Origin of the sequence: Paraburkholderia caledonica (assembly GCF_000383275.1) — a bacterium.
GTDB lineage: Bacteria > Pseudomonadota > Gammaproteobacteria > Burkholderiales > Burkholderiaceae > Paraburkholderia > Paraburkholderia caledonica.
In genome coordinates this window covers 186,138-200,038 of the sequence record NZ_KB911041.1, presented here as the reverse complement: position 1 = coordinate 200,038, position 13,901 = coordinate 186,138, and the positions used below count along the sequence as shown (strand labels likewise).

Below are 13,901 nucleotides of genomic sequence, written 5' to 3'. Positions count from 1 at the left end.
CCGCAGATGACCCGCTACCGCGACTTCCACCGCCGTTCGATCGAGAACCCCGAGGCATTCTGGCGCGACGAGGCGCGGCGCATTCATTGGGAAACGCCGTTCGACACCGTGCTCGACCGCTCAAATCCGCCGTTCGCGCGGTGGTTCGTCGGCGGGCGCACGAACCTGTGTCATAACGCGGTAGACCGGCACCTTGTCGACCGCGCGCAGCAAAATGCACTGGTATATGTGTCGACGGAAACCGGCATCGAGCGGCGCTACACGTACGCCGAGTTGTACGCCGAAATCAACCGGATGGCCGCAGTGATGCGCTCGCTTGGCGTGAAGCGCGGCGACGTCGTGCTGCTCTATCTGCCGATGATCCCCGAAGCGCTCTTCGCCATGCTCGCCTGCGCGCGGCTCGGCGCGATCCACTCGGTCGTATTCGGCGGGTTCGCGGCGCCGAACCTGGCCGCGCGCATCGACGACGCCAAGCCGGTGCTGATCGTAACCGCCGACGCCGGCGCGCGCGGCGGCAAGGTGATCGACTACACGCCGCTCGTGGACGAAGCAATCGCGCGCGCAACCCACAAGACGGCGCGCGTGCTGCTGATCGACCGCCAGCTCGCGCCGGAGCGGCTCAACGCAACTTACCTGGTCGATTACGAACCGCTGCGCGAACAGTTCTTCGACGCGCACGTGTCCTGCGAATGGCTCGAGTCGAGCGAGCCTTCGTACGTGCTGTACACGTCGGGTACGACCGGCAAGCCCAAAGGCGTGCAACGCGATGTGGGCGGCTACGCGGTGGCGCTGGCGGCGTCGATGGAATACATCTTCGAAGGAAAGGCAGGCGACACGATGTTCACCGCGTCGGATGTCGGCTGGGTGGTCGGCCATAGCTACATCGTCTACGCACCGCTGATCGCGGGGCTGACCACGGTGATGTACGAAGGCACGCCGATCCGCCCCGACGGCGGCATCTGGTGGCGCCTCGTCGAACAGCACAAGATCAATCTGATGTTCACCGCGCCGACCGCGCTGCGCGTGCTGAAGAAACAGGACCCGGCGCTGCTTGAAAGCGCCGACCTGTCGAGCCTGCGCACGCTGTTCCTTGCCGGCGAGCCGCTCGACGAGCCGACCGCCTCATGGATTACCGGCGCGCTCGGCAAACCGGTGATCGACAACTACTGGCAAACGGAAACCGGCTGGCCGATGCTCGCGATTCCGCGCGGCGTCGAAGCGCTGCCGACGAAGCTCGGCTCGCCCGGTGTACCGTCGGCCGGATTCAATCTGACCCTGCGCAATGAGCTGACGGGCGAGCCGTGCCCGCCCGGCGAAAAAGGCGTGCTGACGCTGAATTACCCGTTGCCGCCGGGCTGCATGTCGACGGTCTGGGGGGACGACAAGCGCTTTATCAGTACGTACTGGTCGAGCTTTCCGGACCAGCAGGTGTATTCGACCTTCGACTGGGGCATTCAGGACGAAGACGGTTACGTGACGATTCTCGGCCGCACCGACGACGTGATCAACGTCGCGGGGCACCGGCTAGGCACGCGCGAGATCGAGGAAGCGTTGTCGAGTCACGCGGCCGTTGCGGAAGTCGCGGTGGTCGGCGTCGCCGACCCGTTGAAGGGTCAGGCGGCGATGGCTTTCGTCGTGCTGCGCGACGCGCAGGCTTACGCGGATGTCGACGCACGCACGAAGCTGGAGGCGGAACTCACGGCGACGGTCGACCGGCAACTGGGCGCGATTGCGCGACCGTCGCGGGTGGTGATCGTTTCCATGCTGCCGAAGACGCGCTCAGGCAAGTTGTTGCGCCGGGCTATCGCCGCACTGGCAGAAGGACGCGAACCGGGCGAACTGCCGACTATCGAAGACCCGGCCGCGTTGCAGCAGGTGCGCGAGGGGCTCAGCGAGTCGGCGCGCAACGAGTGAGGGCCGGGTTTCCGTCGGCCCGCTTCGACTCAACCCGCGCTGCGCGCGACCAGAAAGCGCGTGAGGATCGCGTTTGAATAAGCGCCCGCGATCTCGGTGAGAAACGAGACGAACGACGCCGGCGCGTGATCGTCGGCGGTATCGGAGATAGTGCGCACAACTGCGCACGGCACGCCGTATTCGTGACAGACCTGCGCGATCGCGGCGCCTTCCATCTCGACAGCAAGCGCGTCCGGCAAGGCCTCGCGCAAAGCCTTGACGCCCGCCGCGCTCGCCACGAACTGATCGCCGCTGATAATCAGCCCGCGATGCACGCGCGGCCGCATCGTGCCGAAACGCACCGCCGACGCAGCGCCTTCCTCCGCGACAAAACGCTCACACGCGGCGGCGAGTTGCGCGGCCAACGTGGCGTCGGCGGTAAAGCGCGACATGCCGAGCAACGGCACTTCGAAACGCGGAAAGAGCGGCGACGCGTCCAGATCGTGCTGCAACAACGCATTGGCAACGACGATGTCGCCAACGCGCACCTCGGCGCCCACACCGCCGGCGACGCCGGTGAAGACGACAGCTTCGACGTCGAATGCATGGATCAGTGCGCTGACCGTTGCCGCCGCCGCGACCTTGCCGACGCGCGCGAGCGTTACGACGCACGGCGCGCCATGGACGGTGCCGACGTGATAGTCGCGCCGGCCGTGCGTGACGGTGCGCACGCCGGATTCCGCGCGCATCGCCTCGATCAGGTCGCCGAGTTCTTGCGGCAAGGCCGCGAGTATGCCGAGCGGTCTCTTCGACGACGACGCGGCCAGCGCTGCGTCATGGCCCTGACTTGCGGCGCTCATTCGACCGCCTGCAGTTTCGCAACCGCGAGCGCGAGCCACTTCTCGCCGTGGCGCTTGAACTTGACTTGCGCCTTCGCGTCGGCCCCGCCGCCTTCCAGCGCGGTGATCGTGCCTTCGCCGAACTTGGTGTGAAACACCTGTTGGCCGACGCGGAAGCCCGCCTCCGCCGCACGCTGTTCGTTAGCGAAGGCCGGCAACGGCGCGGCTGCCGTGGACGCCCCGCCGCCGTACCCCTGCTGGCGGTCGGGCCGGGCGAACCAGTCTCGTCCATAACCGGCATTGTCCGAGCGGCCGCCCCAGCGCGCGCCCGCCTCGACTTTCGGCGTGAGCCACTTGAGCGTTTCCTGGGGCAATTCGTCGAAGAAACGCGAGCGAATGTTGTAGCGCGTCTGACCGTGCAGCATCCGGCTTTGCGCGAAAGACAAGTACAGGCGCTCCTTCGCGCGCGTGATGGCGACATACATCAGACGGCGCTCTTCTTCCAGTCCGTCCGACTCCATTGCGCTGTTCTCATGCGGAAACAGCCCCTCTTCGAGACCCGTAATGAACACGGCCGTGAATTCGAGGCCCTTGGCCGCGTGCACCGTCATGAGTTGCACGGCTTCCTGGCCGGCTTGCGCCTGGTTGTCGCCCGCTTCGAGCGACGCGTGCGACAGGAAGCCGGCGAGCGGCGTCATGGTGTCCGGGTTTTGCGCGGGATCGGCGATGCCGGGCGCGTCGAGCACTACGGTGTTCGGGTCGTCGGTCGCGACTGCCAGTTCGGGCGCCGCGGTGGCGCCCGGACGCAGCGGAATGGAGCGCGCGGGCGTGTCCATGCCGTAGCCCTCTTCGCTGACGAACGCGGCGGCCGCGTTGACGAGTTCCTGCAAGTTCTCGAGCCGGTCCTGACCTTCGCGCTCGTTCTGGTAGAAGTCCGCGAGACCGCTTGCACGGACAACGTACTCGACGGTTTCCGGCAAGCTCATCTGCTGCGTTTCCGCGCGCATCTTGCCGATCAGGTTCGCGAAGCTCGCAAGACTGGAGCCCGCCTTGCCGGCGACATACGGGATCGCCGCGGCCATCGAGCAGTTATACAGTCGCGCCGCGTCCGCGAGCTGTTCGATCGAGCGCGCGCCGATGCCGCGCGTGGGGAAATTGACCACGCGCGCGAACGCTGTGTCGTCGTTCGGATTGTCGATCAGACGCAGATACGCGAGCGCGTGCTTGACTTCCTGGCGCTCGAAAAAGCGCAAGCCGCCATACACGCGATACGCGATGCCCGCATTGACGAGCGTGTGCTCGATCGTGCGCGACTGCGCATTGCTGCGGTAGAGAATCGCGATTTCGCTGCGCGACGTGCCGGTGCTGATCAGCGCCTTGATTTCCTCGACGATCCAGCCGGCTTCCTGCGAATCCGTCGCCGATTCATAAACACGGACCGGTTCACCATGACCGGCGTCGGTGCGCAGATTCTTGCCGAGACGCCGCGAATTGTTCGCGATCAACTGATTGGCCGCGTCGAGAATATGGCCGTGCGAGCGGTAGTTCTGTTCGAGCTTGATCAGATGCCGCACGTTGAACTCGTGCTCGAAGTCGCGCATGTTGCCGACGTTGGCGCCGCGGAACGCGTAGATCGACTGGTCGTCGTCGCCGACCGCAAAGATCGAATTGGTCTGACCCGCGAGCAGCTTCAGCCACGCGTACTGCAGCTTGTTCGTGTCCTGAAACTCGTCGACGAGAATGTGCTTGAAGCGCGCCTGATAATGCGCGCGCAGCGGCGGATTGTGCGCGAGCAGTTCATAGCAGCGCAGCAGCAGTTCCGGGAAGTCGACGACGCCTTCGCGCTGACACTGCTGGTCATACGCTTCGTACAGTTCGACGAATTTGCGGTTGAAATTGTCGGTGGCGTCGACGTCTTTTGGGCGCAGTCCTTGTTCCTTCGCGTTGTTGATGAAGTACTGGAGGTTCTTGGCCGGGTATTTTTCGTCGTCGATGTTCAGGCCCTTCATCAGACGCTTGATCGCGGACAACTGGTCGGCGGTATCGAGAATCTGGAAGGTGGCGGGCAAGCCGGCGTCGCGATGATGCGCGCGCAGCATGCGGTTGCACAGGCCGTGAAAGGTGCCGATCCACATGCCGCGCGTGTCGATGGGCAAAAGCGCCGACAGGCGCGACATCATTTCGCGGGCGGCCTTGTTGGTGAAGGTCACGGCCAGAATGGTGGCGGGCGACGCAAGCCCGTGCTGGATGAGCCACGCAATGCGCGTGATGAGCACGCGGGTTTTGCCGCTGCCCGCGCCGGCGAGAATGAGCGCGGGCTCGTTGGGGAGTGTGACGGCGGCGTGTTGTTCGGGGTTGAGATTGGCTAGCAGATCGGGCATTTTTTCGGAGGGACGGCGGGGTGTTCGTCATTATATGCCCCGGCGCCCGCTTGCTTTTTTTGCCGGGCGAGCGCGGCGTTCCGTTCTGGCGGGTTCGAATCCCGACAAGCAAAAACCTCAAAACCAGAGCCGCGCCCCGGCGCCCTTTATAATCGAACATTCTCCGCATTTACCAGCCGATCGACCCATGAGCGACACCCCGAGCGACACCTCCTCTACCCTTGCCAAAAGCTTCGAGCCGCACACCATCGAAGCCCACTGGGGCCCCGAATGGGAAAAGCGCGCCTACGCGGCGCCCTCTTTCGACGGGAACAGGAAAGACTTCTCGATCCAGTTGCCGCCGCCGAACGTCACGGGCACCCTTCACATGGGCCACGCGTTCAACCAGACCATCATGGACGGCCTCGCCCGCTATCACCGCATGCTCGGCGACAACACGCTGTGGGTGCCGGGCACCGACCACGCGGGCATCGCCACGCAGATCGTCGTCGAACGGCAACTGGACGCGCAAGGCGTGTCGCGGCACGACCTCGGCCGCGAGAAATTCGTCGAACGCGTCTGGGAATGGAAGCAGGAATCCGGCTCGACCATCACGAACCAGGTGCGCCGCCTCGGCGCGTCGATCGACTGGTCGCGCGAATACTTCACGATGGACGACAAAATGTCGGCCGCCGTGCGCGACGTGTTCGTGCGCCTTTATGAACAGGGCCTGATCTATCGCGGCAAGCGCCTCGTCAACTGGGACCCGGTGCTGCTCACCGCCGTTTCCGATCTCGAAGTAGTCAGCGAAGAAGAAAACGGCCACCTGTGGCACATCCAGTATCCGCTCACCGACGGCTCCGGCCATCTGACGGTCGCGACCACGCGGCCCGAAACCATGCTCGGCGACACCGCCGTGATGGTCCATCCGGAAGACGAGCGCTACGCGCATCTGATCGGCAAGACCGTCACGCTGCCGCTGTCGGGCCGTGAAGTGCCGATCATCGCCGACGACTACGTCGACCGCGAATTCGGCACGGGCGTCGTCAAGGTCACGCCCGCGCACGACTTCAACGACTATCAGGTCGGCCTGCGCCACAAGCTGCCGCAAATCGAGATCCTCACGCTCGACGCGAAGATCAACGACAACGCGCCGGAAAAATACCGTGGCCTCGACCGTTTCGAAGCCCGCAAGCAGGTCGTCGCCGACCTCGAAGCGCTCGGCGCGCTCGAATCGGTCAAGCCGCACAAGCTGATGGTGCCGCGCGGCGACCGCACCGGCGTCGTGATCGAGCCGATGCTGACCGACCAGTGGTTCGTCGCGATGAGCAAACCGGCGCCTGAAGGCACGTTCAATCCGGGCAAATCGATCGCCGAAACCGCGCTCGACGTGGTTCGCAACGGCGAAATCCGCTTCGTGCCGGAAAACTGGACCACCACGTACTACCAGTGGCTCGAGAACATCCAGGACTGGTGTATCTCGCGCCAGCTCTGGTGGGGTCATCAGATTCCTGCGTGGTACGGCGAAAATGGCGAGATTTTCGTCGCGAAGACCGAGGAAGGCGCGCACGCGAAAGCGGCAGAAGCCGGCTACACGGGCCCGCTCAAACGCGACGAAGACGTGCTCGACACGTGGTTTTCGTCCGCGCTCGTGCCGTTCTCGTCGCTCGGCTGGCCGAACGAAACGCAGGAACTGAAGCACTTCCTGCCGTCGTCGGTGCTGGTTACGGGCTTCGACATCATCTTCTTCTGGGTCGCGCGCATGGTCATGATGACCACGCACTTCACGGGCAAGGTGCCGTTCGACACGGTCTACGTGCACGGTCTCGTGCGCGACGCCGAAGGTCAGAAAATGTCGAAGAGCAAGGGCAATACGCTCGATCCGATCGATATCGTCGACGGCATCGGCCTTGACGCCCTCGTCGCCAAACGGACCACCGGCCTCATGAACCCGAAGCAGGCCGCGTCGATCGAAAAGAAAACCCGCAAGGAATTCCCCGACGGCATTCCCGCGTTCGGCACCGACGCGCTGCGCTTCACGATGGCGTCAATGGCTACGCTCGGGCGCAACGTCAACTTCGATCTCGCGCGCTGCGAGGGCTACCGCAATTTCTGCAACAAGCTGTGGAACGCCACCCGCTTCGTGCTGATGAACTGCGAAGGCCACGATTGCGGTTTCGGCAAGCCGGAACAGTGCGGCGAGTGCGGCCCGGACGGCCACCTGAACTTCTCGTCGGCGGATCGCTGGATCGTGTCCCGCCTGCAGCGCGTGGAAACCGAGATCGCCAGGGGTTTCGCCGACTATCGCTTCGACAATGTGGCCAACGCCCTATACAAGTTCGTCTGGGACGAATACTGTGACTGGTATCTCGAACTCGCCAAGGTTCAGATCCAGACGGGTCAGCCGAACCAGCAGCGCGCCACACGGCGCACCCTGCTGCGCGTGCTCGAGACGGTGTTGCGCCTCGCGCACCCGGTGATTCCGTTCATCACCGAGGCGTTGTGGCAAAAAGTTGCGCCGTTGGCCGGGCGTTATCCCGAGGGCAAGGCCGAGGGCGAAGCGTCCATCATGGTGCAGCCGTACCCCGTTGCCGAGATGTCGAAGCTCGACGAAGACGCGGAGCAATGGGCGGCCGACCTGAAAGCAGTGATCGATGCGTGCCGGAATCTGCGCGGCGAAATGAATCTGTCGCCGGCGGTCAAGGTGCCGTTGCTCGCTACCGGCAACGCGGAGCGTCTGCGCACCTTCGCTCCGTACGCCCAGGCATTGGCCCGTTTGTCGGAAGTGCAGATCATTGCCGACGAAGCCGCGCTCGACGCGCAAGCGGATGGCGCGCCAATTGCTATCGTAGGCAGTGACAAGCTCGTGCTGAAGGTGGAAATCGACGTCGCGGTCGAGCGCGAGCGGTTGTCGAAAGAGATTGCGCGGTTGAGCACAGAAGTCGTCAAGTGCAACGCTAAACTGCAGAACGAAAGTTTTGTCGCCAAGGCGCCGCCCGCAGTCGTCGAGCAGGAGCAGAAAAGGCTGGCGGAATTCGAAGCGACTGTCGGCAAGCTGAAAGCGCAGCTCGCGCGCTTGCCGGCCTGATCGACGCTCCACGCCCGCCCGCGGGGCGGGCACGGACAGATAGCTAAACCAGAGGACTCAGGGTAATCACATGCTAAAAGTTACAAAGGCAGTATTTCCGGTAGCAGGTCTTGGCACCCGGTTCCTCCCTGCCACGAAGGCAAGCCCGAAGGAAATGCTGCCGATCGTCGACAAGCCGCTGATTCAGTACGCGGTGGAAGAAGCCATGGCGGCCGGCATCACCGAAATGATCTTCGTCACGGGCCGCAGCAAACGGGCGATTGAAGACCACTTCGATAAATCGTACGAAATCGAAGCCGAACTGGAAGCGCGCGGCAAGGACAAGCTCCTCGAACTCGTGCGCAGCATCAAGCCGAGCCATGTGGACTGCTTCTACGTGCGTCAGCCCGAAGCGCTCGGCCTCGGCCACGCCGTGCTGTGCGCGGAAAAGCTGGTGGGCGACAACCCGTTTGCCGTGATTCTGGCTGACGACTTGCTGTACGGCACGCCGCCCGTCATGACGCAAATGATCGAGGTGTTCGACCACTATCACAGCTCGGTGATCGGCGTCGAAGAGATCCCGGCGCAGGAAACCAAGTCGTACGGTATTGTCGACGGCAAGGAATGGGAAGACTCGATCATCAAGATGTCGGGCATCGTCGAAAAGCCGGAGCCGAGCGTCGCACCTTCGAATCTCGGCGTGGTGGGCCGCTACGTGCTCAAACCGCGCATTTTCGACCACATCCGCTCGATCAAGCCGGGCGCCGGCGGCGAACTGCAGCTTACGGACGCAATCCAGTCGTTGCTCGCCGACGAACAGGTTCTCGCGTACAAGTACCACGGCACGCGTTTCGACTGCGGCAGCAAGCTTGGTTATCTGAAGGCAACGGTCGAGTTCGCGCTGCGTCACCCCGAAGTGGCCGCGGATTTCGACGAATATCTGCGTACCCGTTCGCCGGTTCTGGAAGGCTAAAGCCTCTGCGAGATGCCTTGAATCGCGAGGCATCTCCCGGAAGTCAAAAAGGCGCTGTGCCCCGCTTTAGCGGGCACAGCGCCTTTTGTTTGGGAGCGTGCGTCTGAATCTGTGCGCTTCAGCGGCGCTTCATCAGAAAAGTAAAGACCTTGTCGTGCGCCGAACTCTCGACGATCTCATTGCCGGTCTGCTTCGCGAACGCGGCGAAATCGCGCTGCGAGCCGGGGTCCGTGGCGAGCACCTTGAGAATCTGACCGCTTTCCATATCGGCGAGCGCCTTCTTGGCGCGCAAAATGGGCAGCGGGCACATCAGCCCGCGCGCATCGACTTCCTTATGAATCTGAATTTGCATCGACGATGACCTTCGGGACAAGGCGTCGTTCGCGACGCCGGACAGAGGGTCAAATTCTACCGCAGCCTTCGCCGCCTTGCCGGCGCAGGCACCGCGCGCATCGCCGCCCGACCAGCCATATCGACGCTACAACGTCACAGCCTGCCCGCTTTGCAGCGACTGCCGCAGCGCATTGCCGATGCGGGTCGCTTCCAGCGCGTCGGCGAGCGTCGCGCCCGCTTGCACGGCCGATCCCGCTCCGCCCTGCACCGACGCGACAAACGCGCGCGCCTCATGCAGAAACGCCTCTTCGAAGCGATCGAAGAAGCCCGGCGTGCACTCGTTGCGAATGCCCGTCGCGTCGTAAATCTCGACGCGATTCGCGCGCGGATTATGGCCAATGGTCAGTCCGCCTGCCGTGCCGATCACCTCGCTGTGCGTGTCGTTACCATGTGCCTGGGTCCGCGACGCGTAGAACATGGCGAGCTTACCGTCCTCGAATTCGCAGATCGCCACGCCGTTATCCACATCGCCGAATTCACGCAGGCCTTCGTGCAGCGCGACGGCGCCCGCCGCGAACACGCGCTTTGCGCGCGGCTTTCCGAGCAGCCAGCGCGCGACGTCGATGTCGTGCACCGTGCAGTCAAGGAAAATGCCGCCGGAAGTTGCCGCGAAGCGCACGAAGAAGCCGTCGGTATCGTTCTTGTCAGTGGTTTGCGAGCGCACCAGAAACGGCCGCCCGATCGCGCCCGCTTCGATTTTGTCGAACGCGTCCTTGTAGCTCGGATCGAAACGCCGCATGAAGCCAATCGTCGCCTGCAGATGCGGATACTGCGCAGCCTCGTGCAGCACGCGCTCGCACTCGGCCAGATCGAGCGACAAAGGCTTTTCGCAGAACACGTGCTTACCGGCGCGCAAAGCGTCGACGATCTGCTGCGCGTGCAGCGACGACGGCGTGACGAGCCACACGGCGTCCACGTCTTTGTCGTCCAGCAGCCGCGCGTAGTCGTCGTAAAGGCGCGGCGACGGCAAAGCGTCGCGCGCCCACGCCCGCTCTTCTTCGAGCGGGCTGCAAGCAGCAACCAGTTCCGCGCCCGGCACGCGATACGCCAGATTTTCAGCGTGACGTTTGCCGAGCCGCCCGAGGCCGACCACGCCGAAACGCAGCCGCCGCGTTGACGCCGCCGCACTCATTGCGCGGCCTCGCCGAGCTTCACCGCACGCCCCTCGCGCCATGAGCGCGTGGCGGCCTCAGCGAGTTCCAGCGCTTTCAAACCGTCGGCGACCGTGGTGCGCACCGGCTTGCCCTGCGTGACTGCCTCGAAGAAATGCGCAATTTCGAGCGCATAAGCGGCGCGATAACGTTCGAGGAAAAACGCTTCGGGCACGTCGCTCGACACCTGCGTCCTGGAGTAAGCGGTGACTTCCGTAGGCCGCACGTTGCCCGCCTGCAGCATGCCCGCGCTGCCGAGCACTTCGAAGCGCTGGTCGTAGCCGTAGGCGGCGCGGCGCGCGGTGTTGATCTGGCACAGGCGGCCGCGCTTCGTGCGGATCGTCACCGCGGTCGAATCGATGTCGCCCGCCTCCGCGATTGCCGGGTCGCTCAGACAACTGCCGGTAGCGTGCAACGTGTCCGCTTCGTCGCCGAGAATCCAGCGGAAAATGTCGAAGTCGTGAATCAGCATGTCCTTGAAGATGCCGCCCGAATGGCGGATGTAGTCCACCGGCGGCGCGCCTGGATCGCGGCTCGTCACCACCAGCATTTCCGGGGTGCCGATCTCGCCCGCATCAAGGCGCGCCTTCAGCGCGGAGAACGTCGGATCGAAGCGGCGCTGAAAGCCGATCATGCATACCACGCCCGCGCGCTCAACGGCATCAGCACAGGCTCGCGCACGCTCGAGCGTCAGGTCGACCGGCTTCTCGCAGAACACGTGTTTTTTCTGAGCGGCCGACTTCATGATCAGATCGGCATGCGTGTCGGTGCTCGAACAGATCACCGTGGCGCCGACGGACGCGTCGCCCATTGCACCGTCGATATCGGCCACCTTGGCGCCATGCGCGGCAGCCAGCGCCGCAGCCGCCTCGCTATTCACATCGACCACATATTTCAGCCGCACGCCCGGTTGCCGCGCGAGATTGGCCGCGTGAATCTTGCCGATACGGCCCGCGCCGAACACTGCGACGTCGATCGGTTTTGCTGCGTCAGTCATCGTATCCTCCAGTGTCTTTCGATTCTTCTACGTTTAATTCGAGCTTGTACGCAAGCGCGATGAAGAGCGCCTGGCACAGGCAGATCGTGCTGGTCAGCGAGCGGAACGCGAACGCGCTGCCCTCTTTCACATACAGCTGGGTACTCGCGTAACGCGCGAGCGGAGATAGTTGGCTGTCCGTAATGACCAGCGTCTTCGCCTGATGATGATGCGCGACCCGCAGGCAATACTGCGTTTCCTTCGCATAAGGCGCGAAGCTGATCGCGATCACCACGTCGCCCTTTTTCACGCTGCGTATCTGCTCGCGGTACATGCCACCGAAACCCGATACGAGGTGCACGCGCTTGGGCGTGTGCTGCAACGCATAGACGATGTAGCTCGCCACCGGAAACGAGCGCCGCACGCCGATCACATAGATGTTGTCCGCCTGTTGCAGCATCTTCACGGCGGCGTCGAACTGCTTGTCGTCGAGCCCCGCTTCGAGTTCTTCGAGACCGCCGCGGGAAGCCGCGATGAACTCGCGCGCGACCGCGCCGCCAGACAACGCACCGGGCTTCTCGTCAATGAGCTTGCGAATGCGTTGCTGATAACTGGGCGACGACGCACCCTGCCCTGTATATGCCTGACGAAACACCGCCTGCAAATCGGAGAAGCCGGAGAAACCAAAGCGCTGCGCAAATCGCACGACCGCCGACGGATGCACGCCGCAACTCGCGGCGATGTCGCTCGTGCGGTCCACCATCACGCTCGAACGATGTTGCTCGATATACGTCGCGACGTTCTTCAACTGACGCGGCAGCGCCTCGTAGTTATCGGCGATGCGCTGCATCAATTCTTCGACGCTCGGCAATTCTTCTGTGCTCTCTTCCGCCATGGTTCTCTCTTCGGGGCTTTACTGCACTGCGGCAGGCGCTTTCGGACCGGCGCCGCAGAGGCTGCTGACGTTGCCGATTATAGGCAGCGCACCGCATAAATGGAACGTATTTTCCATTTTTATCTACGGTGAAATTTCCATTGCAAGCCATTCGAAGATGACCTAATCTTGGTCGTGAGCGATGGTGCTGCGGCGATCGTGCGACACCTCCGGTGCCGCGTTGCGTACCGTGCGCCACACGCTCCTTCAATAACGACAGACCGAGAAAGGTGGAGACATGAGACTTTGCAAGGGCAAGGCTACGCTCAGGATTCTGGTGACGGCTTTGACGTTGGCGACGGGATTCGGAGCGGCCTCGGCCGCCCGCGCGGCTGACGCTCATTTCGTGCTGATCAGCCACGCGCCGGACTCCGATTCGTGGTGGAATACGATCAAAAACGCCATCAAGCAGGCCGACGAGGACTTCAACGTCGAGACCGACTATCGCAATCCGCCGAACGGTGACATCGCCGACATGGCGCGTCTCGTCGAACAGGCCGCAGCGCGCAATTACGACGGTGTGATCGTCACCATCGCCGATTACGACGTGCTGAAAAGCTCTATCAACAAAGTCACCGCCAAGAAGATCCCGCTCGTCACGATCAACTCGGGCACCGAGGAACAAAGCGCGCAACTCGGCGCGATCATGCACATCGGCCAGCCGGAATACGTCGCCGGCAAGGCGGCAGGCGAAAAGGCGAAAGCAGCCGGCGTGAAGTCGTTCCTGTGCGTGAATCACCTCGCGACCAACACCGTTTCGTTCGACCGTTGCCGCGGCTTTGCCGAGGCGCTTGGCGTCGACTACAAGTCCTCCACGATCGATTCCGGCCAGGACCCGACCGAGATTCAATCGAAAGTCAGCGCCTATTTGCGCAACCATCCGAACACCGGCGCCATTCTCACGCTCGGACCGACGCCCGCTTCGGCCACGCTCAAAGCAGTGCAGCAAATGGGCCTGAACGGCAAGATCTACTTTTGCACCTTTGACTTCTCCGACGACATCGCGAAGGCGATCCAGAACGGCACGATCCAGTTCGCGATCGATCAGCAGCCTTATCTGCAGGGCTACATTCCGGTCGCCGTGCTGGCCATAGTGAAGAAAGAGCACACCACCGACCCCGCGAAGATTCGCCAGATTCTCGAAGCGAATCCCAAGTTCAAGGCACGGCTTGCCACTTACGGCCTTGCGCCCTCGTATGGCCCGAAGAATATTCGCTCCGGTCCGGGCTTCATCACGAAGGAAAACCTCGACAAGGTCATCAAATACGCAGGGCAGTACCGCTGATTCTTTTCTCTAGCTAGTCACGCGCGCGGC

Annotated in this window: 10 protein-coding genes; 4 read left to right on the top strand and 6 right to left on the bottom strand. The window is 63.2% G+C overall.

Annotation, left to right across the window (positions count from 1 at the left end; genetic code table 11):
• Window positions 1-6: 6 nt before the first annotated feature.
• On the top strand, window positions 7-1,914 hold the full coding sequence (locus H281_RS0123010) for a propionate--CoA ligase (RefSeq protein ID WP_020069496.1): 1,908 nt from the start codon (window positions 7-9) through the stop codon (window positions 1,912-1,914).
• 29 nt (window positions 1,915-1,943) lie between these two features.
• On the opposite strand, the gene H281_RS0123005 is transcribed toward H281_RS0123010, so the two are convergent.
• Together H281_RS0123005 and H281_RS0123000 are read right to left on the bottom strand one after the other, a co-directional pair.
• Complete coding sequence (locus H281_RS0123005) at window positions 1,944-2,753, bottom strand: 5'-methylthioadenosine/adenosylhomocysteine nucleosidase (RefSeq protein WP_020069495.1); 810 nt, start codon at window positions 2,751-2,753, stop codon at window positions 1,944-1,946.
• Window positions 2,750-5,113 carry a UvrD-helicase domain-containing protein gene (locus H281_RS0123000; RefSeq protein WP_020069494.1) on the bottom strand — a complete coding sequence of 788 codons (2,364 nt, stop codon included), beginning with the start codon at window positions 5,111-5,113 and terminating at the stop codon, window positions 2,750-2,752. The genes H281_RS0123005 and H281_RS0123000 overlap by 4 nt, the downstream gene beginning before the upstream one ends.
• A gap of 187 nt (window positions 5,114-5,300) precedes the next feature.
• On the opposite strand from H281_RS0123000, the gene H281_RS0122995 reads away from it, so the two are divergent.
• The gene (locus H281_RS0122995; RefSeq protein ID WP_020069493.1) at window positions 5,301-8,180 is read left to right on the top strand and encodes a valine--tRNA ligase; all 2,880 of its coding nucleotides are present in this window, start codon (window positions 5,301-5,303) and stop codon (window positions 8,178-8,180) included.
• 70 nt (window positions 8,181-8,250) lie between these two features.
• The gene (galU, locus tag H281_RS0122990) at window positions 8,251-9,132 is read left to right on the top strand and encodes a UTP--glucose-1-phosphate uridylyltransferase GalU (protein WP_027776571.1); all 882 of its coding nucleotides are present in this window, start codon (window positions 8,251-8,253) and stop codon (window positions 9,130-9,132) included.
• 118 nt (window positions 9,133-9,250) lie between these two features.
• Here the strand turns inward: galU and H281_RS0122985 are convergent, their stop codons facing one another.
• The 4 genes from H281_RS0122985 to H281_RS0122970 all read right to left on the bottom strand — a co-directional run bounded on the left by H281_RS0122985 (window position 9,251) and on the right by H281_RS0122970 (window position 12,547).
• The gene (locus H281_RS0122985) at window positions 9,251-9,478 is read right to left on the bottom strand and encodes a sulfurtransferase TusA family protein (protein WP_027776570.1); all 228 of its coding nucleotides are present in this window, start codon (window positions 9,476-9,478) and stop codon (window positions 9,251-9,253) included.
• Between the two features lie 132 nt (window positions 9,479-9,610).
• Window positions 9,611-10,657, bottom strand: coding sequence for a Gfo/Idh/MocA family oxidoreductase (locus H281_RS0122980; RefSeq protein ID WP_020069490.1), 1,047 nt, complete (start codon window positions 10,655-10,657; stop codon window positions 9,611-9,613).
• A complete protein-coding gene (gene iolG / locus H281_RS0122975; RefSeq protein WP_020069489.1) occupies window positions 10,654-11,673 on the bottom strand; it encodes an inositol 2-dehydrogenase in 1,020 nt (339 codons plus the stop codon). Before iolG ends, H281_RS0122980 begins: the two co-directional genes overlap by 4 nt.
• Window positions 11,666-12,547, bottom strand: a complete 882-nt coding sequence (locus H281_RS0122970) for a MurR/RpiR family transcriptional regulator (protein ID WP_020069488.1) — start codon at window positions 12,545-12,547, stop codon at window positions 11,666-11,668. The genes iolG and H281_RS0122970 overlap by 8 nt, the downstream gene beginning before the upstream one ends.
• Before the next feature lie 277 nt (window positions 12,548-12,824).
• Between H281_RS0122970 and H281_RS0122960 the strand changes: the two genes are divergently transcribed.
• On the top strand, window positions 12,825-13,871 hold the full coding sequence (locus tag H281_RS0122960; protein ID WP_020069486.1) for a sugar ABC transporter substrate-binding protein: 1,047 nt from the start codon (window positions 12,825-12,827) through the stop codon (window positions 13,869-13,871).
• Window positions 13,872-13,901 lie beyond the last annotated feature (30 nt).